This is a genomic window from Paraburkholderia sp. SSBN10T (assembly GCF_056619545.1).
This window is the reverse complement of record NZ_JBWQQI010000029.1, coordinates 17,790-39,641: the sequence shown is the minus strand read 5'-3', so window position 1 is coordinate 39,641 and position 21,852 is coordinate 17,790. Positions and strand designations below refer to the sequence as shown.

The following is a 21,852-nucleotide window of genomic DNA, read 5'->3' as shown; positions in this document are numbered from 1 at the left end:
GGTCCAAGCTCGGCATCGTTTTCGTCACAGCCCGCATAGTACGTGAGCGGTCACCGTATGCACGGTATCAATTCGGTCGAATCCTCTCCAATGACAAGAACACGAACGAGGAAATACGGCCGACGTAACTCCGAATTCTTCAAAACGACGGTGCGCTTGTGAGCGCAACACGCATCTGGGATTTGCGCCACAGGGTACACATGAACTCTATTGCGCGAGTTTCTTCGAACGTGAGGTCGGGATGGAACACGTCAAATAGCAGCACGACTCGAGACGCGCGAGAGTCGTTCCAGACCTCATGCTCGAAGGTGTCGTCGAAAATTAGCAATTCGCCTTCGTTCCACGATCTGACCTCGTCGCTAACCCGGATACGACAGCCTTCCGTTGTGCTGAGAGCCAAATGGCAACGGAGAGTGGCGTTCGTAAAACCGTAGTGCGGAAGGATGTGCGTGTTGCTGACTATGGTGGAAAAAAAGGCCATTCCACAACTAAGTGCGCCGGGTATGCCCGAAAGCACAGCGCCAGTTTCAGGGAATGTTCTCATGCCTCGATCGTCACGGCGCCCGATGCAGGAAAGATACTGTACCAACCAAGTGCCACGTTCCGTCCGAACAGTCTTAATCTGGCCCATTTCCTCCACTTGGGACGTGGCAGCCCCGAACTCCGACATTGCTTTGCCAGCTATGGCCTCAACCACTGGGGTCCAACTGAAAGCAGATCTGTCCCAGAACGGCGTGGTGCGAAGACCAGGAAAGTAGACCGTTGGTCGCTGTCGGTTTTGCAAGGAAGGCACGCGCTGACTCGCGCTAAGCTCTACGCCTTGAAGAATGCGCTCAAGGTCGTCGAGCGCGACCCCCGTGTCTTGAGCCCAACGCTCGACTGCGGAACGGGTTACTGCGTAACTAAGGGGGTTCATCGGATTACCTTCCGCAATGTTGGGCCGAGTGGTCGCCTTCGTACAGGTCGACAATCCCTGGACGTCGCCCGATTGAAAGATGTGAGCATGCTTGGATCTAGAAGTTTTTCGACGGTGTGGTGCGGACCGCGGAGCTGGTCTTGGTCATGCCACCAGTTTGTCGGTTCCGCCTGACGTGGGCGATTTCGTCGAGAGTGCGCGGGCAATTGCCTGTGCGATGATCCAACTCGATATATCCGACTCCGCCAACAACTCATCGCCTATCAAAATATGGAGGTCTGCCTCGAGGGTCGTTAGGGCCTCCATCCAGGCGAGTGAATCAACACCCAATTCGGAGAGACGTCGATGGGCCACATCTGGGATCAGCAGAACCTCCGCCAGAGGCGGCCGCCCCGCGACTGGTTGGCCATTCCGGCTCAAGAAGGCGTGGCATAGGAAAATGCCTATGCACATAGAATTCAGGTCGATTGGTGGGTATGTCAATTTGCTGTCGTACATGATTGCCTCACTAACTCCACTATGGCCGATCGGTCCAATTTGCCGATTTCGTTGCGTGGTAACGCTGTGCAGGTCACGATCCGCGCTGCGGCATGCTCGCGCGGAGATGAAAGACGATGAGCAATCTCGGCCGCGGACAGTTGATCCGTGGCCACGAGCAACCAGAGCGTCTCTGCTCCTAGCCGTAGTTCGTCTGCTATCACCACTGTGGCGTGCTCGGATACCTCGGGAATACCATCGAGCGCCAAACGCAAATCCCGTGTATCCACGAAGCGTCCGTTCAGTCGGATACGCTCTTCGCTGCGGCGCCTTACGAAACGAATGTCCTGCCCCTTCTCCCGGTAGACAATATCGCCCGTCCTCCAGATAAGGCTGGTGCGTGGAAGATCGCCGAGGTATCCGAGTACCGGTGTCGATGTGCGGTACACGAGTTCACCCTGCTCGCCTACCAGCGGCCAAATGACCTCTACGCCGCCGATCGGTTGGCCGATTCCCGATGGGCCGATAAAGGTCCCCCCGGTTTCCGTCGACCCATACCCACATGTCACTGGCACGCCGAAGCGTTGCTGGAATGCAGATGCCAAGTCCTCGGTGACGGTACCCGCGCCGATCAGCACCCCGTCCGTAGCACATGGCCCCGATCGGCGCGTATGGTTAAGCAGGCGCGCGAGACTGGGTGTTAGAACTGCCTTGTTTAGTCTGCCGGTGTCGAGGTCGCTGGCGATCGCGGAGGGCACGCGCCGGTTGTCGGCATAGATGTCACAACCGCTAAGCAAAGCGCTAATCGTAAAGCTGCAACCCAGCGAATGCGAGATTGGTAACGGGACGGCGATGCGATCTTGCGTGTGGAGCTGCATTCCAGCCCTGTAGCCTGCCGCTTCGACCGCGATGCTGGCGACACTGCGGCACGCCGTCTTCGGCACACCGCTCGACCCCGAAGTTGTATGCAGCACGGCTACTGCTGCGAGCTCTTCGAATCGCCTCTTTTCATTGCGCCGGACCTCTCCTTCGCTGTTCAACACGATCGTGCAATCGTCAATTTGTCCCTCAGACATAAGCGGCCATGCTATCGCATCCATTTGCCACGTGGCGACCATCGTCAGAATCAATTGTTCGGATTGCATATTTAGCATTCCGACGACGTCACCTGGTTGAACACCAGCGTCTACCAGCCTGCTCCTAGCGACCTTGAATCTCTCGGCTGAAGGGTCGAGCGGACTGCCGCGTAGTCGCGCACCCGCCCGGAATACCGACTCAGCCAGCCCGGTTCGGGTATCAACGTTAAGCGTTGGCTGCATTATCGACCTGTGATGGGACATGTCGGGAGACGCCGAGGATCGGAAGCACCGTGGCCATCGCCCCCAGCGCGGAAATCCACATCGTCGGTGCAAGTCCGAATATATGTGCGCTTAGTCCAGCCGTCATGCTAGCGAGGGGCATCGTGCCCCAAACAACGAACCGCATCGTCGCGTTAACGCGGCTCATCAAGTCCTTGGGACACAACATCTGGCGTAAGCTGATCTGGGAAACGGCAAACATAACGCCGCCGAAGGCCGTACCGAACATCGAAACCATCAATACCACTTGCCCTAGCCGCGCGTCGTTGATCGGCAGACTTGCCGCAACTGGCGTCAGTATCGAAAATCCCGCTGCGATGACTAACCCGCCTGTGAGAACAGTGCTAATACCAAACCTGCTTCTCGCTGGTCCGAGGAGTAGTGCGCCCACCAAGCCCCCCGCTGGGATCGATGAGTAGACGACACCTAGCCCAGCCGGTCCGAGGTGCAGGGTCTCGAGCACCAAGATAGGCGTCAGCGTATTGATCGCAGTGGCGAAGAAGTTCGACAGGACAATAGCCAATGCAATGACGCGTAACGCGGGTTCGGACGAAACGAACCGAAAGCCTTCCATTATCTCCTGCCGCAGACTGCGTTTCTTTCGGTCAGCGCGCGCTTCTTCTTTATGCGGTACGCGCATCAGGATCACCGCGCAGGCGAGGTATCCGACCGCATCCAGAAGAACCACGATGGGTGCACTAATCAACTTCATCGCGAAGCCAATCACGATAGGAGTGCCTGCGTCGGCCGCTTTGGACGACGTCGTGAGTAGGGAGTTGGCGCGATAGCTGCCGGCGGATCCGACGAGAAGTGGTATGTAGGCCTGGTAGGCAATGTTGTAGAAGTGACTCACCACGCCTACGAACAAGGCAATGACGTAGAGGTAGGGCATACCAAGCCAGCCACTTACCCATATAACTGGGACAGTCGCAATAAGTAAGGCACGACTCACCGCCGAGAATATCATCGCGTACCGTTTGGACATTCGATCGATCCACACACCCGCGGGTAGCATTAACAGCATCGGTCCTACTGTTTCCGCCGCGGTTAGGTAACCCACCTGGCGACTGTCGGCCGAGAGGTATTGGATGGCGAGGACCGGTAGCGCTAGCGCCCATGCGCGTCCGCCGATCTGGATTGCCAAATTGGCGAGCCAGAACCACCGAAATGCGGGCGCTCGGGTCTCTCCACCCGAAGTTACTTTTGAAATCATAGGGTGACACTCCTATTCGGCATCGGCGATTTCTGATATAGGCTTTACGCGGAGTCCGGCCGCACTCACGATGGACCGGACATGATCTGCGGTGACGACAAATCGGTCCTTTCCGTAAATGAGATACTTGCGTTGCTGCTCGAGTGTCGAGAAATTAATGGTCATGACATTGGCTCCGGCTTCCACTCCGCGGAGTTGGCCTCCCGAGCTGGTGCGCTCCAACGCACTAACTGACGGAATCAGGATACGGGGATACAGCAGACGCAAACACGCGATAGCGTTCAATGCGAGATCGTTGTCCCCTACGTGCAACGACTGCATCGGCGTGTCGGGGGCCGGTACGAAGGGGCTCACGCTGCACATGTGAACGCCAAGCTCTCCGGCAAGTCTTAGATCCGCCGCTATGCTTTCAATTGTTTGGCCCGGAAGGCTGGTGATAATCCCAGTTCCAACTTTAAATCCAAGTTCGACCAGATCACGGATGCAGCGCAGACGCTCGTCCAGAGGCTCGTGGCGAAGTGACTGAAAGAGAGTGGGATCGCTCGTTTCATGTTTCAGGATGTAGCTGCCGGCTCCGGCTTCATGCAGTCGCGCATATTGGTCGCGGGAGAAGTTCCCCAAGTTGAGAATGATCTCCACACCTCTGTGCTGTGCCGTGATCCGGCGTACCGCTGCTTCGACCGCACCAAGAATGGTCGGCGTTTCACCGCCCTGTATCAAAATCACGCCTATGCCAGACTCTACGATCGTCTCTGCCTGCCGGACTATGTCGTCCTCGGTGAGCTGAAAGCGCGCATTCTGCCGTGTGTTATCGCGCCGCATAGGACAGTAGTCGCAATTGACTCGGCACACATTGGTGACTTCAATTACGCCACGTAAGGTGATCTCATCGCCTAAGCTGAGTCGCCTCGTAAAGCGGGCCGCCGCGAAAAGTTCATCCTGAGCTTGGCCGCGCGCTTGTAGTGTCTGCGGTAGTTGAGAGTAGATACTCAATTTAGTCTTCCTCTTCAATCGAAATTTTATGCTCGACAACATCTAGCAAGATGACATCCTCGGCCACCATGGAGGTATCCAACGTTGCCCGATACGAAACAATGAAAGTTATCAATTTGGGTTCGAATTGGTATAGATAGGCGTTTCCGTTGATCACTATCGTCAGTTCGCCAGGGTCCAATATTTGACTGTGGAAGTACAGCTTCAACTTGGAGACGCCCGTCGTTTCCAATTCGACTCTGTGCCGCCGTACGACTCGGGCTACGATCTTGGCCGGCCCGTTGTGATCTAGCAATTTGGTGATCTCGACCCAGTGTGCTCTACCGTGTGAGAGATGCATGACTTCGTGCCGAACGGTGCCGGGCCACTCCTTGCGACGTTGCGCTGCCAGCCACGCTCCTAAAGCGTCATAGTGCGGCGCGCCCGTTGCCATGTTCATAGTGCTGAGGGGATGGTCACCTCCGTCGACGCTGATTATCCCTGCGTTCCGATGTCCTGCACTCTGCAGGCGGGCAATGGTTTCACGTTCCAACTCGATGGGGATCCTTTTGTCGGCGTTTCCGTGTAACGAGAGAACGGGAATATTCAACAGGTTCTCTAGCATCGCAGCCGCCTGGTGATCCGGACCAAAACGTTCCCAAATGGATAAGGTCCCATTTATCGGCGCAGCGGCCGACAACCAAGGCCAGAACCGAGCAGCAAGATTCCATGTCGCCACAGCACCCATGGAGTGGCCAGCTATTGAACATCGGTTGGGGTCGACATCCAAATGCCGTCGCGCCCAGCGTAGAGCAATCATTGGAACGTTGTCCGCTCCGTATTGCCAGCGGGGACGACGGAGGTGGCGAGCTAGGACGCTGCCCAGATCGAAGTCATCATTGGGATTAGAGGTCGACGATGTCGTGGCGGTCGGGCAGAGCACGACCGATTCAGACGCGTCCCCCAATCCGCGGGTCATGGCAGCAATCTGCTGAGCGTTGCCTCCTGCACCGTGCAAGAACACCAAGGCGCCCAGACGCTTCCTGGCGTCATGCTCCGGCACGTAAACCAGCATGTCGGTTGTCTGCCCATCCGAGGTCGTCAGCGTGACGGTCGTATGTCCTGGGGTGGCGCAATCTCCATTGACCTCACGCAGAAGGTTCCACGTGTCGGTCGCGTCAAGCCCCCAATCTTGAAGCGTTGAAGCAGCGGTCGGTACATCCGAGGCGAGGCAAATGCGCCGGACGTCGGCTACGGATCGATTAACCATGTGCTAACTTGTTACCGACGGCGGGGCAGGGAGTCAGAACTTGCGATGTAGCTTCGTTAAAAGATCGCACCCCGAGTTGTACTTGTGTGCGACTTAGACGCTTCGCCCCAAGTGACAACATCCCTAACGCGGACAGCATGTCCGCAGCTAGGATTGGAATCTCCAGTGAGGTAGCACCAACACCCCGGACAAGCGGCTGAAGCGCGTGCATCAATTCTGGAAGTGCCGACGGGGCAATGCATGGGTTTCCGCTAAGGACGAATCGCTGTTTGTCCAGCACCCAAGCGACGCGTCCAGCGTCTAACATCAACAGGTCCGGCACCATAGGGGCAATGGACACTCCTAGAGTGAGGATTCCAGAGACTTGAGGTGGAAGCGGCTTCTCCGCACTCGAATCAATGCCAGGGATAGGCACGACATAGCGATGTACTAAGGGGCCTCGGCTCGCGATCCGCAGGCGCGCCGCTAAAAATCGTGACCGCTTCGAAGGCTCAATCCAAACGGCTGCACCGAGCCACCCACAGGACCGAGCGCGCTCAATAAGTCCTAACGCCAAGCGGAGCGCTGCGGTTGAGCCACGCCATTCGTGGGCCACCGTAACCCCCTTAAGCAGGAGGTACCCACCGAAGTTCATGCCTCGATGCACGCCCATCAGAGCGCCGCTTCTCTCATCGAACAACCCCATCCAGATGAACGTGTCTGGCTTGGCCAGTTCCAACGATAACGTTTCGCGCCGATGACCGCTCGAGACGAAGAAGTCGGTGAGGCGGTCGAGATCCGCAACTCCCAATGCACGGATCTCGGTCATTTGTGAAGAGTAATTTGGGTGATAACCTTAGGGGGGCGGACTCGGCTCATAGCGACGAACCGAGGGGTCCCAGTAGGATTAATCTGCGTGTCGCTTGCTCCGATTTTCTCCATGCGCCGCATCGAAGCTCGACCTGCGAGGAGGTTCATTAAGCGTTGCGTGGTAACGAACCTTGGCTCCAGATCATGGATAACCCATTGAAACAGATCAAGGTCAAACGGATAGAACGCCGGGTAGAGAAGTTCGTCCTCGCCTAGCGTCGTCTCGGCCGAGAGGGCGGTGTGTGGCAGTATGCGGAAACCGAAATGCATCGAGAGTTCGCCGACGTCGAGCGCTGTATTGATGTATCTAACCGTGTTGGCAACGGTCTGTCGTGTTTCGCCGGGGCCGCCGAAGACGACATTGACCATGAGGCGAAGTTCGTGCCGCCGACAAGTTTCGACAAATTGATCCATGGCCTTTAGATCAAAGTTCTTCCCGAGCCGCCCCATAAGTTCGTTGTCGAGGCTATCGGGTGATACTACGATCGATTCGGCCCCGCTTCGCGCCAGGAGGGCTGCAAACTCGTTATCGAACGGCCTAGCCGCGAAATACGCACCCCACGACAACCCCGGCCACAGTTGCTCCGCTAGTAACCGGACGATCTGTTTCGCGTAGGTAATTCCGCTGTTGAAGATACTGTCGGTGAAGAAGATACGGCGAAATCCGGCAGCGTAGATCCCCGAGATTTCGGCACGAAGAATCTCGATCGGCTTTTGGTCACCGGAGTTTTGGCCGGTAATATAAGCGTACGGACAGTAGATACACCGTTGGAAGCAGGTTTTTCGACGGGTTTCCACGCCAATCATTGCACGGCGATCGACGGCATATGCCCGCATGAGGCTGTCAGGGTGAGTAAGGATATCGTTGACGAAGCCTTCGTATCGGCGTCCGTCGATGACCGCTCGCCCCCCTTTGTACCGCTGCGGGTTGCTCGCTATCTCGATCATCACCTCTTCACCTGGGCCGCGGACACCGACGTGCAACGCAAGTAACTGTGTCAGGCTTTCGGCAAAGAGGCTAAAACCCGGGCCGCCACCGACCAGCACTACCCCCGGCCCCACCGTTTCCTTTACCCGCCTAACGAAGTCAGCATAAGCGTCGACATGCCCTTCACAGGAGAGGTCGATTGGGTCTATGTTGCGCATCGCAAAGCCAATGACATCCCACCTTTGTCCGGCCCAACTCCAATCGTCGATCGCAGCCGGGTTCTCGACGAAGTCAAGCAACCGAACATCGTGTCCCACGCGCTGAAGTGCCTGCTCGATGCAGCGAACTCCGATCGGGAAGATCGGTTCATTCCCAGGCATCGGCAGGCTCGATAGATTAATAAGAAGCACTCTTGACATGCCTGAGAGTCCATTTAATTTAGACAAGCCATCTCGTCGGAACAGCTACTGCCTATCCGAACCGCAACTGCCTCTTTCACTATCGTAATTTACTGACCTCGTGATGGTTGGAAGCTATGCTAATCGTCGCACGAGTTCGCGACGTACATGTTGAGGACGTCTGGGCTAAGTTTTTCAAAGAGTTGATCGCAGACCCGATCGAAGCGGTCTGGATCATGGATCAACAAACATTCGACTGCTTCCTTATCGAGGACTATGCCGGCGGCACTTAGTACCTCTCGCGGATTTGTCGCCAATTTTTCCGAAAATCCGCTATCCCCATTGAGGAGGGCAACCATTGCCTCAAGCGCGTGTGCAGCATCTTCCGCGCGCTTTTTTTGTGCTGCATCCGAGGACTGCGGTTGGGTTAGGGAGCGAGTTGCATCAGATAGAGTTACTTCAGACATCGTGTTCTCCTTGGTTGAATTGATTCCAACTGCCAAATCATTCCGTACCACGTGAATCACATGCTCACCTTCACAAAAGCCTTCGCCACACTTTCAATAACTTAACGGCATTCCTATAATTACGTAGTCCTACATGCTTATCTCATTAGCGGAAGGCGTAAGCATGCAACTACTGGATCAGTCTACTAACAAATATCGAAAAGTTGCAAGCGCAACAAAAACAAACCCGATCTGGTTGCAAGTGCAGCCAACGAATCTATTCGATCGGCATACAGAGAAAGTTATCCAATTGGCATATACGGCTGTCTACTCAATTGGCATATTTCGGGTGACGTCCAACGAGATGTGGGTTTGAACGAGCAGCTGTGTGAATAATCTGTCCGTACAACTAGCCAAGCGCATTAAAAAACATGCTGTGCCAAGCTGGGTTTGCTTGGTCGCGCTATGCCGAGTGGTTCCGACGGGCGCCCGTGCGAACGCCAAGGATCATATAGTCGGTCGACAGATCGCGTGCAATGCGTACTAGTTTGAGTAGATGGATCGCCCGGTTGTCATTGGAAGATATGCACCGCGGAGCAGATAGCAGACGGTGGCGTAGGCGGCCAAGTGCGCCGGCGGTGAAGTAACCGGCCTGATAAAGCAGGTCCGGCAAAATCGACAATGGATTTGAGGACAGTCAATGAGCAGTCAAAGGAATGATCTCGATTCCCGCAAGCGCACATGCAAGAGTGTTGTGGAGGTCGGTGTGGAGCGTTGTCAGGCGATGTAGATGGGAGTCAATGGGAAGTGACCCGGCAAGCATCGCTATTATTTTCCGCCCTTCAACCGCCTCGCCAAATGTGTAATATTAGTTTCGATCAGGCGGCGGTGTGTATGTTGAAGTTCAGCAATACACCAACCTGAAGTACGATGAGCACTTGATGTCCTATCCCAAGCTGTGTGATCGTAATAATCAGTAAACATGGTGAACCCTATGGGGGGCGCTGCTGGGCTGTGGCAAGTGGACTTACGAATTTGGACGAGCTCGCACAGTCTTGTGGCGAGCGCCGCCAGAAGGAGCGCATGAGCGCTAAGCTCGCATCGTTGGGTAACGTTGTGTGCGACATTAACTTTCTACAGGACGGAGCGTCGAAAGGTTGCGTTGGTATATCGAAGGTGACGGCAGGAGAGGTCGGACCGGGACTCGCTAAACCTGAATAAGCGAAAACGCTCTGAGGTTTGGCGAATTGGAGTGCGAGTCAGCGGATTCCATAGGGAATCCGCAGCGGCGGTGCTGGCTGCAACGGGACAGACATAAGCGCGAGTCGTCCTGTTATGTCGGATCACTCAAGATCATTCGCAAACGGGAGGCGCCCGTATAGGACGTTTATGCGAGTCAGAACTGTGCCAGATGTCTCGGTCGAAAAAACAATCGAGCCCAATTTGACGCCGATGCCGATAATGGACATGCTGCTCGCCATCTCTCAGGTGCGTGCGGTGATGGCGGCGACGAGGTTCGGGATCTTCGATCTGTTGGCCGAGGAGGCTAAATCGGCGGCAGAGCTAGCTAAAGCTGCAAAACTCAACCCCACGGCTACCGCAAAGCTTCTACAGGCGCTTGCCACTGCCGGCTACGTCGAACCGGTCGACGACGCGTTCCATCGATTCCACCTGTCACCAACCGCACAACGTTGGCTCGTCTCGAGCGCGCCAGATTCTCTAGCGCCGTTTGTTCTCTTCAATTACGACAATTGGAACGCTGTAAACCATTACGAGACCTATCTCGAGTCTGGCAAGGGTTTCGATTTTCATGCCCATTTCGATTCGCAAGGATGGCAGCGCTACCAACGCGCTATGGAATCAATGGCGGCTGCGCTTGCCAAGGAAACCGCATCCAAGCTACCGACGCCCAACGAACCACGTCATATGCTCGATATTGGTGGCGGCCATGGACGATATTCGGTCGAGATGTGTCTGCGGCATCCGGAACTCTCCGCAATTGTTTTCGATTTGCCGGAGGCAATTGAGGCAGCAGCCCCTTTGCTCGCGGAACGGGGGATGGGTCAGCGCGTGCGCCATCTCGCTGGCGACGCCACAAACGCGGATTTCGGTGAAGCGCAGTATGACGTGGTGCTCGTGGCGCAGCTTGCTCATCACTTGACGGTGGAGCAGAATCGTAGCTTGGTGCAACGCGGCGCCCGTGCTTTAAGACCAGGTGGTGTCCTTGCGATCTGGGAACAGGTCGCCATTGGAGCGTCCTCGGAAGCTGGGCGTAGAGATCGACGGGTAGGATCTCTAACTGATCTTTTCTTTGGTGCTTCGAGCGCTGCTGGCACTTGGGCCATCTCAGAGATCCAGTCCTGGCAATTCGAGGCCGGCCTTACACTACTAAAGCCTATACCTCTGCTGCGTGCTCCCGGCACCTACATAGTGTCCGGCCAGAAATCGTGACAGTGGGTACTTTCAGATAAATTCGGCCCTGGGGGAGCTCGCGGCCGGTGGCGAGCGGCGACCGCTTGCGCAATGCCGCTCACGACAGCGGTGCACTGTCCCTAAGCAAGAAATCAATGGTGGTGCTCGCAAGCCGGGTCGCTTTGCGTGTATGGATCGTTCGGATCGCAACTAAATGCCGTCGCTCTTGCAATAGAACTACCAAGAAACAATGCCAACAGCATAAATGCGATAAGCATAGCTCTCTTTCGATACATGTTTAGCCTCGATGTTCATAACGTGTGCGTTAACCTAATTGTATCCAACGAAATTTTCAAGCGTCGTATAGAGGGGTTGCTCTAGCAGTACGCTGTTTTGAACTTGACTCGTAATTTTTTCTATATTAATTTCAGGATGAATTTATATTGCTGCGGCGTCGTCTTGAAGACTTTCACGTCGTGAGTTGCTTACTTTGAAACACATGATTTTTCCCTCGACTGTTATAGGTCCTATTGGTCAATTTGGAATGAATTTGTAATATTTCGTGAATTTTTCTTTAGGGCGTGTTGCAGGAGCAACTCAGCAGATCGCCGTCTAGGTAATCGGGCAACGCTAAAGTCAAGAATCAATTTACGTGGCTTCGAACGAGGGCATCGATAGGATGACTAAAAATATACGCATTGTCTGCACCTGACGCTACGGGTAGCAGCGCGCGACGAGGGCTAGTTGTGTAAGCCAAGACGAGTGAGGTTGGACAGCGCACGGGTTGGCACTTAATTTAGGCATATAAAAATTTCAGTCTGGAGTGCCGGTATGGCAGACAATTTTGAACTAGTGAATCATTGAGGCAGCGCATGCGCCCGATATTTTTGCTTCCATTTATCGATCGGTTTTTAACGGAGCTGCCGACTCCGGTCGTCAACATCGCAATGGCGATCATATTCGCATCAATTTCAACCTTGTTCATTTTTCGGCGTCGCACTTCTAGATGACTGACCATCTTCAATTTGTGTGTCGGGACGATCTGGGCACACGATTGGCGCATATGTGAGGACATAGCTGATAATTTATGGTCTCCTTTGTTTCGCTTCAGAGGTCGGACGGTGTGATGCGGTGATGGGCTCACCAGAATTCAGATGCTTTGTCCTCTGCATTTCCGTGGCCTGTGCAGTTACTGGGAGTCCCTCCAGAGTTTTGGGACTTTCCGCCTGAGGTTCTTCAAGGCGCGTCTCACCATTTGAGTTCATCCCCATGACCCAGTGATCCGAACCGTTTCCGGTTCGGTGGCACGGCTAGAAATGTCCCCGAGCTGGGCCGCGGTGCGCTGTTTTGAGCTTTGGCCTTCAACGAGCGGTGAAGCCATTCGTCTTTGCCGTTGGTTTGCGGATGCCAAGGAGCGGCCATAGCTGATCCGGATACCAAGCCGAATCTGTTCCGCCGTAAGCGCATGAGTCGCTGCGGGGTCGGGTGTCCCCGACAGCGCACCTTCAATCGTATCGATGCGTAGTGGCAGTCAGTATGCTCAAACAAGTGCCCGAAGGCTACCTGCCTCGTGACGATCATTGCCCAGAGGCAAGCAGTAGAGTATTGATAGCCCTAAGGTAGCGCGATGTCGCTCGGTACCGTCAAGGATGGTATCGTCGCCGCTGCAACTGCTCGCAGCGGCTGGTGAGGTCGGCCTGTCGAAATGGGTTGGGCTGTTTGCGCTCAAAATGCTTCTTGGCCCCGCGCGGCGCAGAAACGGCTTTAACGAATCAAGTTGTGCGGGTCTAGCATCGGACTCATGGCGCCTAGGCGCGCAGCCTTTTGGAAGGCTGCGTCGCTCTGCCTGCTCATCTTGCGGCCGCCCTAGACCGAATGTGCAGACCGGCGCTTCTCTCGCTAGCTCAGCTTAGTTGCGGTAGGACCTTTCATAAGTCTTCCAGACTGCTCGCGGCGGCACGAATCGCCCAGCCGTTCGTCGCGCCTCAGCGACTGTAACCGATCTCTTCTAATTTTAAAGCGCTGGCATCAATTGGCAAATGCCAATTTACGCGTCCGGGCAGACGCACAAACCTTATCGGAAAATTCATGGCATCTTTGTTTTTGCTCTTATAAACGATTAGACAAAGCTACTTGCCTTGGTTACAGGATTTTAGATTTCTGAAATATGACGAAAGGCAATCGCCTTATGCAAACGAACCATCACGCTCATGGGAATCTCTTCCGCGTGGTTTACCAGGATTTGATGCGATCCCACATAATTTCTCTTGCTCGCATCCTCCGCTAGAAGTTCAGCTTGCTCGTTTGTCAGCCCATCGTAATTAATATAGGAACCGTCAAGCACCTCGCGTACCGCGTCTGCAAACATGCTCATAGATGCTCCTTAAATTTGAGGTGAAGTCACTCCACACCTGACCTAAGCTAATGTTACGAAAATAATTCCGCAGAAGCAAATTTTAATAAATATCTCCCCTGGCCCATTTATATCCTATTATTACAATGGCTAAAATATTTATTTGGCATATTTATTTTATGCGGTGTGCTGGGGTTTGCTATGCAGTTGGCATATTTATGTAAGGCTGCTACTGCTCGATCGCGCTCACCCGGACGTTGCACGGACTTCATGCCCCCCCGCCATTCCGATTCATATAGCTTAACAATGACGAGGGCTCAGCAATGTTTGTACTTGCGGGCATTTAGTGGGACTAGGCGATGGCGGTCGCTAGCGGTTCGAGTTGTATATGAACCCCTGAATCCCTCATTTCTTCATCCCCGGTCGGCGCGTCCGCGGTTAATTCCTGTCTTCCGGCTAGCGTCAACGATCACATGCCCGCGCGTCAATAGTCATATGCATACGCGACAAGCGCAATTGTGATCACGGATGGTGCCCGGCACAAGAAAGACTATATGAAGTCTAGTTTGCAATTGCCGAGGTGCACAAACGCTCAATGCTCTGAATCGGATCCGTGTACTTTCTTGCGAAGTGCCTCTGCTAGTGCGATTCGAGAGAAGCCGTTTGCGTGTTTGCGCTTAACCGCTCACCGACTGCGTCAACCGACCGAAAGCAAGAGTCGTCGGTACCTCTCGGTCCCTGCTTGAACCAGCGCGACCGCCTACCGTCGTGGGGACTTATTCCGAATCACGAACACTGAATTGGTTTGGCAGTCACAGCATGGGCACGATGCTGAAACGCATGCCTTCCTCGCGCTCCGTGCGACTATCGCCGCCTTAAATACGCGCTTTCAAGGATGTCAAGATCGGCGTGGTGAGATCCGCCCGGCAACGCATAGCCGAGCGGTCGTACCTAACGGACTTGAAGTACCAGCACGCCAGCAGATACTCTCTTTAACCGCGCATGCGAGGGGGCAATCGACAGTGGCTCGCGAATCGTTGGCAACGTCGGGTCATGCCTACTTTTCAGCAAACAGATCGCAGTAGCAAAAACGTTCGCCTTGACGACCTCCGGCAGTATAGGACCCTCAAGCTTTATCGGACCGTGATCGATCGTCGAGAGCGCCACCGGTTCTGGCAAGCTAACAGGGATCACCTCATTTCAAAGCGCGTGCAAAAAAGCAGACTTGTTCTCGAAAGGACCGAGCCTGCTTGGAGCTCGCTGCGTATGAGCTAGAGCACAGAGCCCAACTTGGCAGGCCGACCTACCGCAGCATCTCGTCGGCCGCAACTATGCCTGCCGACCCATCCTCATCTCGCCAAGGATTGCAGGACTCATGCATCAATGTGCCGCCCCTGCAACTCCTGCAGATCTACTGTTCCCTCAGTCCGGATGATAAGCGCCGGCGAGGAAAATCGGAAAACTGATTGGTCCCGATCCTCGCGATGTCGACGGTTGGGAGGGCATGCTTATTTTCATTTTGATCATTAGACTGGTGAGCGTTGCATCGGCGAAGTGCCGTTCGTGCAAAACGACAAATCCGGAATTCTGGCTGAGCCCTGCCTACTAGGGCGAAGCGTTAGCGCAGCTTTCTCACCATCGTTTACGTCGCTGGCCTTGTCGTTCGTTGTAACCGATCTGTGTGCGGCACCCAAGACACAGGAGCCTTTGAAAATCGCCGAATACGAGAGCGCGGATGAGTTCGGTCGTGCGCCCCCGCGCCTACTGCCCCTACTGTTCCTATGTACGGGATCTGGCTGTGTGATGATCGAATCCGACTCAGCGGTATCGGAAACCGATACGAATGCCGTTAGAAGCAGGTAGATCCCAAAGCAAGCGCAAAGACGTCGGTTCGGATCGTGGCAACAAAGGTACGCACGCGCCTAAAGCATGCAGGGTGCGGTCATTCGGCAATCTTCTGGAGTTCGCACATAGCCCGGACAAGAACTCGCTCAAGACATGTCCAGTCTCGTTCCGAGTCGGGCAGTCCGATGCGCAGGCTTGAGGAGTTCGGAAAATAACGGGTCCAGATTCCTTGTCGAGCAAGTGCGTTGTGCAACGCCTCGGCGCCAAGCCTTCGCCCCAATGGGAGACCTCCCTGCGCAACAATATGGGGAGCGATCTAGGTCGCTACGCGGACGCGCTCGGACAGTTCTGACTTGCACTCGCACTGCGCGCACGCGCTAGAAACCCGGGGGCGAGCCGTCAAGCGTGATGCTCGGCGAGTTGGACGCTGTGCCCTTTGGACAGGAATACCGAAGAGTTATGGAGAGCCCGTGTATCCGGGAACGCAGTGCCTCGACGAGCTTCGCAACCACAGCATGGTCGATGGGGCCCGCGGTCTTGAAATCAATGATAGTCCCGGTGTTTTCGGTCGAGCCCAGCATCACCGCCGGGCCTGAAGGCTCCCCATTGCTAAAGCACTGCGACCACACCTCGGAGTCCCTCATGCTAGTGAACTGCAATGTTGGGCAGGCAAAGTTGGCAAGGGCAGGCCCTATCGAACCTCGCTCGCCCCAGACCAGTTCACGCAGGACCGTCTCCATTTCTGGGCTAGAAGGAGGACATGGGTAAAAGCTCGTTAGTGCCCGCTCGGCATGCGTCAGCGTATCGCCCCGATCCGGCGTTAGTCGCATACCCCGGCCCGTGTCTGTGAGTTTTCCGCCCGCGTCGTCAAGTTCAAGAGTGATTCTTAGCGTAGGAGAATTGCTATATTCGGCAACGCTTAGGGCGAGAAGCTCTGCACATACATCGGTCGGCGAAAGGCGCCCGGAAATTTGAAGGAGTTCGTGCTGATGCATTGTCTTTTCCTAAGAAAAACGGAGTGGATATAAACCTCATCCCTAGGAAAATGGAGAGAAAAGCCCTCTAGGGATTCCAGCCGCGTGGGATATTGTGCCGCCGCTTGGTGCAAGACTGATCGATATTCGCTTAACCTAAGCGCCAATTCAAGCTAGCTTGATAGATTAACGTGTTTTGGAAACTGCCGTCTGGAGCACGCCGTTGCTGTTCCAACTAACTTTTCGAATGCAGCCCAATGCGCTCACAACGTTGAGTGCTCGTTTCGTTCAGATGGTCGCAGGTTGTCTCAGCCCGCGTCGCGTCGAAAATGTAGAAAGCATAGTTTGCGAAGGCGTCGGCGGTTTCACTGAACAAACGGCGCTCCCACAAGCAATTATTTTCCACAAAAGCCGGATTCAAAGACAGGAACGGCCGATCTTGCTTGACGAGGACCGCTGCAGCTCACAACATTGCACGACGTTTTATCGATAAACAAGAACATGAAGTCTTTTCTTGCTTGAAAATTGGCGGAACCAAAAAGGTAAAGTGGCTGGGCGCGCATCGATCGATGGTGTTTCGAGTTCCCAATGCATAGACGCGGAGAACTACCTCAGTTTTGATAGTGCGTCGACGATCGTCGTCGACCAGCCAAGCTCGGCGGCATCCAGAAGCTCGATCCCTCGCGATTGCGTCGGTCAATGGGCACTTATAGTGAGCGCCCGCAAGTTGCAAGCGCCCGAAATCTGCGGCGCATGACGCAATAGGTCCGCCCATGCACGGCGCGTATTCAATCTCGCCAAGCCCAGTAATTGCGAAGACCCAAAAAAGAAAAATCTCTATCGTTGGGAACATGGCCTAAGGCGCATGCTCGTTTACGATATCGACCACAATCAGTAACGGATCGCTATTCGAGCCAGTTCAGCGGCTGCGGCGAGACCACGAAAGTCGTGTGCTGTTCGTCCTGTTGTGTCCAGATGAGACCAAATCGTAGCGCTTTGGCATTGGGCGGCGTGAAGACGCGCAGCTCATCATGAAAATCTTCACGCCAACCCGCGTCTTTGGCGGAAGACAGAGCGTCGTCAAGTTCCGCCTTGATGACCATTGCTGAAAACTCGTCGCCGTTCCCCATCAGCCCGTCTAGCAGCTCCGCTAGGGTGGGCACCCACCTGAAAGGGCCATTGGGTTTGGCCATCGCATAAACTCGCCATGTCATTTCGTTCTCCGTGTTCGCCCGAGCGCACGTGCCTCGCTCTCATCGAGCGAAGATCAATCAGGCAAGTCATGTTTACGGCGCGGAGAATCAAAGCTGACCCTCCCCGTGGTTACCTAGAGAGGATGCCCGTATACAACGGTCGGTTTTCTGCTGAGACCGTCTTCGGCGCCGCACGCGAGTACGATTGTTTGCCGCTGATTGAGGTTAAGTGTAGTGAAAGGGCGCTAACACCGGTGCCACGACTCGGATCGTGCTCTCACCCGGTCGCGCAAAGACTGTAGGCCCGGAGATGATTGCACTGACTGCGCTTAGCGCTTGCTCTTTGGCACGGACCGGGGAGACACCGAAATAGTCGGCGTAGTACCTTGCCAATTCATCGGCCGCGTCAAGGATCAACGCCTGATGCCGTGCGATGAAATGCGGGTCGTCTGCATCTTTTGTAGCGTCGTCATTGTCTTCGTACTGACTTGCGGGGATCACGTTGGATTCCTTCACCTTACATAAGTCAGTGCAATGCAAACGGACAGTGATGGAATCGACCTGCCGAGTGTCTGGCGCACCTGATCGAATTGACAGGAAGCCGGCGACCGCTTGCATATAATTCATGCGCCTTGCATGCGACGAATCTCTTTGATAGGAGCGCTCGGACTTTCCGATTGCATGCATGATGTCACCTGGTAAATTCAACTTACGAGTTTTTTGTTCAAGGCGTGATCATCGCGCAACAAGCTGACCGCTTGTATACAACTGAACGACAAACACGCAAAAAGACACCTAACCGGGACGTTCACCACTATCCGTTCCACCGTCCGCTGCGTACGTTGCGACTGTAGAATTTCGCAACGCCATCGCGACATGTGCAAGCGTCGGAAAGCCCGCGAGCAAGCTAGCAGCAATTCTGAATGTGGGCATTGGCATAACCCGCCAGCAACAGGATTCCATATGACGGTACCTTGGCAAGCCTATCAACAACAGGTGGCAGCACTGTTTCAGTCGCTTGGCTGCACCGTCGAGATGGAAAAAGAGGTAATCGGGGCGCGCGGCGTTCACTCAGTTGACGTGCTCGCGCGCGTAACTGTTGCCGGCGTCGCCGTGACCTGGGTCATCGAATGCAAACTCTGGAACACGGCGATACCCAAGGAAAAGGTTCTCGCCCTCGGTCAGATCGCATCTGACGTTGGCGCCGATCGGGCCTTTCTTCTATCCGAGTCGGGATTCCAGGCCGGTGCCATACGCGTCGCCCAGAACACAAACATTACGCTGACCAGCATGCAGGAACTACTCGACAGCGCCAGAAGCGAGATCCACAAGCGCGAGCTCTCAGCCCTCGCGCAAAAGGCGCATCGCTTGCAGCGTGAATTGCAAGACTTGTTTGTTCTGGATGATGGTTCCCCAGGCCCCCCGCCGGGAGCCGATCGCGAGTCGTTCTTAGAACTGCTAGCGTGCGCATATGAATTGACGGCAATGGCGCTACCAGCAGCACAAGTCGAAGATTTCCCGGTCAGATTGGCAACGGGGGATGATCGCCCAACAGTGTTCCCAGATGCATTGACCTTCATTGTCGCGGCAACGCGTGAGATCGATCGAGTGGCCGTTGGCATTGAAGCCACAAAGGTCGAGATTAAGCGTGTTCGAGACCTTGCCACCCTAAAGCTGGGTGAATTGACCCGCGACGTGGGCGACTTCCTAAATGCCTCAGAGACTGTACTGTCGTCAATCAAGGCAGAAAACGTCGAGCGGACTATTCTTGACTCAACACTTAACCGCATGAAGTCCGTAGGCGTGCGAGCAGAGGAGCTTCACAAACTGATTTCTGGAAACGCTTCGCGCGCACTTTCCAAGGTAATGCGAGGCCTCATCAACGGGCCATACGTTTTCTTGGCCCAAGGACACTGTGAGGTTGCGCAATGGCGTAAGGTCCGCGGATCGGTTGAAGCATCGCTCCAAGCGCTTCACACGATTCTGTACATACCGGACAGCTGAACATGCAACCTGTGCAACCACCGTCGGCACATGCACCAACCGAGAGCAGTGATCCATGCGCTGACAGTTAGTGGACGCAGACTCTAGCCCGCCAATACGACTTGTCGTGAGAGTTGAGAGACAAGTATGTTCTTTCGCCGCAAACCCCATCAGTCGTTTCAGTCCCCAGTCCTGGTCGTCGACGCTCTCGGATTTACTCAGAAGATCCTTGAGAGCGACGAAGAAATGCTGGGTACCCTGGCGGACCACATGGACCGGAATTACTTGCGTTTCCGCAAGGCGATCCCATTCGGGCTCGTTGTGCATACGATGAACAAGGTATGGGGAACGTCAGAGTTTTCCACGTTCCGCCTGAACGACATGTTCGTCGTCTATTCGAGCCTCCCGAAGGACGACTTCGCACTGCGCTACCTGATTACGGCGTCGCTTGCCTTTCAAGCGCTACTTCTCGACGGCTTCATCCCGAGAGGCGGCCTTGGATGGGGTTTAGTCCAGGCCAGGACGAACTCGTTAATCGGGACTGGTTTCGTCGACGCCTACGCTGCGGCTGAAAAGCGAAGTGCGGCGACTAGGGATGTGTGTGCATTGCAGCTATCTTCGAATTTCATGGGCCAAATACCGACGAACGCGCATGTGCTGCGACTCCTGTGCTTTTACCGCGGCGAGTTCTTCGTCAATCCGATTTCCTTGACCGATCCCGAGATGGGGAAATTTGACAGACAACGCATGCTTGATCTGCTCGCAGCCGCCGGGATCAACGAGAGCAAGTTCGCTGCGACGAGGGAGTTTCTCGACGGCTTTGAAGACTTTGATGCAGCCGTCAAACCGGAATCGCAGTCCCGCAAGTGGCTGGAGACTCAACTCGCGAAGCGATCAAACCCATCGCATTGAAGTGACGTTACGTGTCACCGCGTTCAGGCGTTGCTCCCAGTGGCAACCTGTGTAATGCAAACGGACGTACGGCCGAATGCGGAACCCTTCATGTACGGAGCTCGGGTGAGATTCGGCCATGGTGGGTGCGCTGACAAGAGTCGCCTTGATAGGGCGACAAATACTGTATAAAATCACAGTATCAGGAAAACAGGTCCGCCCCTAGCGTTGCGCTAGCCCGTTCTTGCGCCATCTGTCGTACTTCGGTGGCCAGCGCGAGCCATTCGCTCGCAGTGGTGGCCGCACACGCTTGACGGTACAGCGTGGCGATTGCCCCATCAAGCGCCACTGGATTGACCAATTTCAGGAAGCCCTGCTGATGTAACGCCGCCCGAAAGGCAACCTTGTAGGGTGCACCGTCGGGAGAGTCCGTGTCAGAACCGTACCGCACCATGGAAGTAACTTGCGAGGCACCGATGCGATTGCTACTGGCCAGGTTGCGCGCGCTTGCAGCGTAAATGTAGTTCTCCAGTGTCTCGTCTTCGATACTGCTGTCGCTGTGGCACAGCAGCGCGTAATGTGTCCTCTTACCTTCGCCGCCACGGCTGGTGATCAGCAGGTGCTTCGGCAACGGCGCGATGCGGCCATCCCTTTCGATGGAGCTCAGCCAAAGGAAAGTTTGGGAAGGCGAAACGTCCGCTTGCTTGGGTGCGCTTTTCATCGGGGTGAAGAGAACGTCCACCCTACCGCCGGGACGCATCTGACGAGCCAGGTCAACACTTGTACCCAAGGAGTTACCAATACCCCATGCGAACACGCCTTTGCCAGCCATGCGCTCCAGTTCCTTGCGCCGGATGATGGCATCGAGTGTTTGCCCTGCCTCGGTACCCATCTTGGTCCAGCAAAAGATATCTGGGACAGCACCGTCGACGCGGCGATGGGCGTTCGAGGGCGACTCGAGAAGATCGGCAAGCATGGAAGTCTCATATGTGCATATTTCTGATAGCATACCAAAATATGCACAAAACGCAAGCCCAATGGAATGTTGTCAAGGCCAAGCTGAATGAGGCATTGACTCGCTACAAAGACACGCCGACAGCCCTCTCCAAGGCCAGCGGCGTGGACTTTTATGCTGCGCGTCGATTCCTGAGGCAAGGTGCCGGCAGCAGAGTGAAAAACGCAATTCGACTATGTGCATTTTTTGGAATAGAAGTTTCGGAAAATGCACGCGCACAGGAGCCGAAAACTGTCGATTTGCACAAACTGCTCGACGAAGTTTGGGATGGGAGCCACCCACACGCGGCGTTGCTTGCGAAATTGATAGAAAGTACACGGCCTTATACCGTGGAAGAACGACAAGGCCAGGGCTAGAAC

At 55.0% G+C, this 21,852-nt stretch carries 16 protein-coding genes; 4 read left to right on the top strand and 12 right to left on the bottom strand.

From position 1 onward, the window contains the following. Positions 1–139: 139 nt before the first annotated feature. From AC1ECK_RS31890 to AC1ECK_RS31855, 8 genes are all read right to left on the bottom strand, one after another. The gene (locus AC1ECK_RS31890) at positions 140–670 is read right to left on the bottom strand and encodes an aspartyl/asparaginyl beta-hydroxylase domain-containing protein (RefSeq protein WP_480326591.1); all 531 of its coding nucleotides are present in this window, start codon (positions 668–670) and stop codon (positions 140–142) included. A gap of 390 nt (positions 671–1,060) precedes the next feature. Beyond that, positions 1,061–1,369 (bottom strand): acyl carrier protein, encoded by a 309-nt coding sequence (locus AC1ECK_RS31885; protein ID WP_480326589.1) that lies wholly within the window; start codon positions 1,367–1,369, stop codon positions 1,061–1,063. A gap of 26 nt (positions 1,370–1,395) precedes the next feature. Beyond that, positions 1,396–2,538: a class I adenylate-forming enzyme family protein gene (locus AC1ECK_RS31880; protein WP_480326471.1), complete on the bottom strand. Its 1,143-nt coding sequence runs from the start codon at positions 2,536–2,538 to the stop codon at positions 1,396–1,398. 157 nt (positions 2,539–2,695) lie between these two features. Beyond that, positions 2,696–3,964 (bottom strand): MFS transporter, encoded by a 1,269-nt coding sequence (locus AC1ECK_RS31875; protein ID WP_480326469.1) that lies wholly within the window; start codon positions 3,962–3,964, stop codon positions 2,696–2,698. A gap of 12 nt (positions 3,965–3,976) precedes the next feature. Beyond that, positions 3,977–4,957: a biotin synthase BioB gene (locus AC1ECK_RS31870; RefSeq protein ID WP_480326467.1), complete on the bottom strand. Its 981-nt coding sequence runs from the start codon at positions 4,955–4,957 to the stop codon at positions 3,977–3,979. Position 4,958: 1 nt separating this feature from the next. After that, positions 4,959–6,206: a dienelactone hydrolase family protein gene (locus AC1ECK_RS31865; protein WP_480326465.1), complete on the bottom strand. Its 1,248-nt coding sequence runs from the start codon at positions 6,204–6,206 to the stop codon at positions 4,959–4,961. A gap of 804 nt (positions 6,207–7,010) precedes the next feature. Next, positions 7,011–8,402 (bottom strand): B12-binding domain-containing radical SAM protein, encoded by a 1,392-nt coding sequence (locus AC1ECK_RS31860; protein ID WP_480326463.1) that lies wholly within the window; start codon positions 8,400–8,402, stop codon positions 7,011–7,013. Between the two features lie 119 nt (positions 8,403–8,521). Further along, complete coding sequence (locus AC1ECK_RS31855) at positions 8,522–8,848, bottom strand: hypothetical protein (RefSeq protein ID WP_480326461.1); 327 nt, start codon at positions 8,846–8,848, stop codon at positions 8,522–8,524. A gap of 1,446 nt (positions 8,849–10,294) precedes the next feature. Here AC1ECK_RS31855 and AC1ECK_RS31850 point away from each other — a divergent pair. Continuing rightward, entirely contained in the window at positions 10,295–11,278 is a 984-nt protein-coding gene (locus AC1ECK_RS31850) for a class I SAM-dependent methyltransferase (protein ID WP_480326459.1), read from the top strand. Between the two features lie 2,113 nt (positions 11,279–13,391). Here the strand turns inward: AC1ECK_RS31850 and AC1ECK_RS31845 are convergent. The 3 genes from AC1ECK_RS31845 to AC1ECK_RS31835 form a co-directional block, all read right to left on the bottom strand. After that, positions 13,392–13,613: a hypothetical protein gene (locus tag AC1ECK_RS31845; protein ID WP_480326457.1), complete on the bottom strand. Its 222-nt coding sequence runs from the start codon at positions 13,611–13,613 to the stop codon at positions 13,392–13,394. A gap of 3,703 nt (positions 13,614–17,316) precedes the next feature. Continuing rightward, entirely contained in the window at positions 17,317–17,625 is a 309-nt protein-coding gene (locus tag AC1ECK_RS31840) for a hypothetical protein (protein ID WP_480326455.1), read from the bottom strand. Between the two features lie 204 nt (positions 17,626–17,829). Continuing rightward, positions 17,830–18,291 (bottom strand): hypothetical protein, encoded by a 462-nt coding sequence (locus AC1ECK_RS31835; RefSeq protein WP_480326453.1) that lies wholly within the window; start codon positions 18,289–18,291, stop codon positions 17,830–17,832. A gap of 276 nt (positions 18,292–18,567) precedes the next feature. Between AC1ECK_RS31835 and AC1ECK_RS31830 the strand changes: the two genes are divergently transcribed. Both AC1ECK_RS31830 and AC1ECK_RS31825 read left to right on the top strand, forming a co-directional pair. After that, positions 18,568–19,608, top strand: a complete 1,041-nt coding sequence (locus AC1ECK_RS31830; protein WP_480326451.1) for a restriction endonuclease — start codon at positions 18,568–18,570, stop codon at positions 19,606–19,608. A gap of 126 nt (positions 19,609–19,734) precedes the next feature. Beyond that, entirely contained in the window at positions 19,735–20,499 is a 765-nt protein-coding gene (locus AC1ECK_RS31825; protein WP_480326449.1) for a hypothetical protein, read from the top strand. A gap of 181 nt (positions 20,500–20,680) precedes the next feature. Here the strand turns inward: AC1ECK_RS31825 and AC1ECK_RS31820 are convergent, their stop codons facing one another. Then, entirely contained in the window at positions 20,681–21,454 is a 774-nt protein-coding gene (locus tag AC1ECK_RS31820) for a hypothetical protein (protein WP_480326447.1), read from the bottom strand. Between the two features lie 41 nt (positions 21,455–21,495). On the opposite strand from AC1ECK_RS31820, the gene AC1ECK_RS31815 reads away from it, so the two are divergent. Then, on the top strand, positions 21,496–21,849 hold the full coding sequence (locus tag AC1ECK_RS31815) for a hypothetical protein (RefSeq protein WP_480326445.1): 354 nt from the start codon (positions 21,496–21,498) through the stop codon (positions 21,847–21,849). The last annotated feature ends 3 nt before the right edge of the window (positions 21,850–21,852 follow it).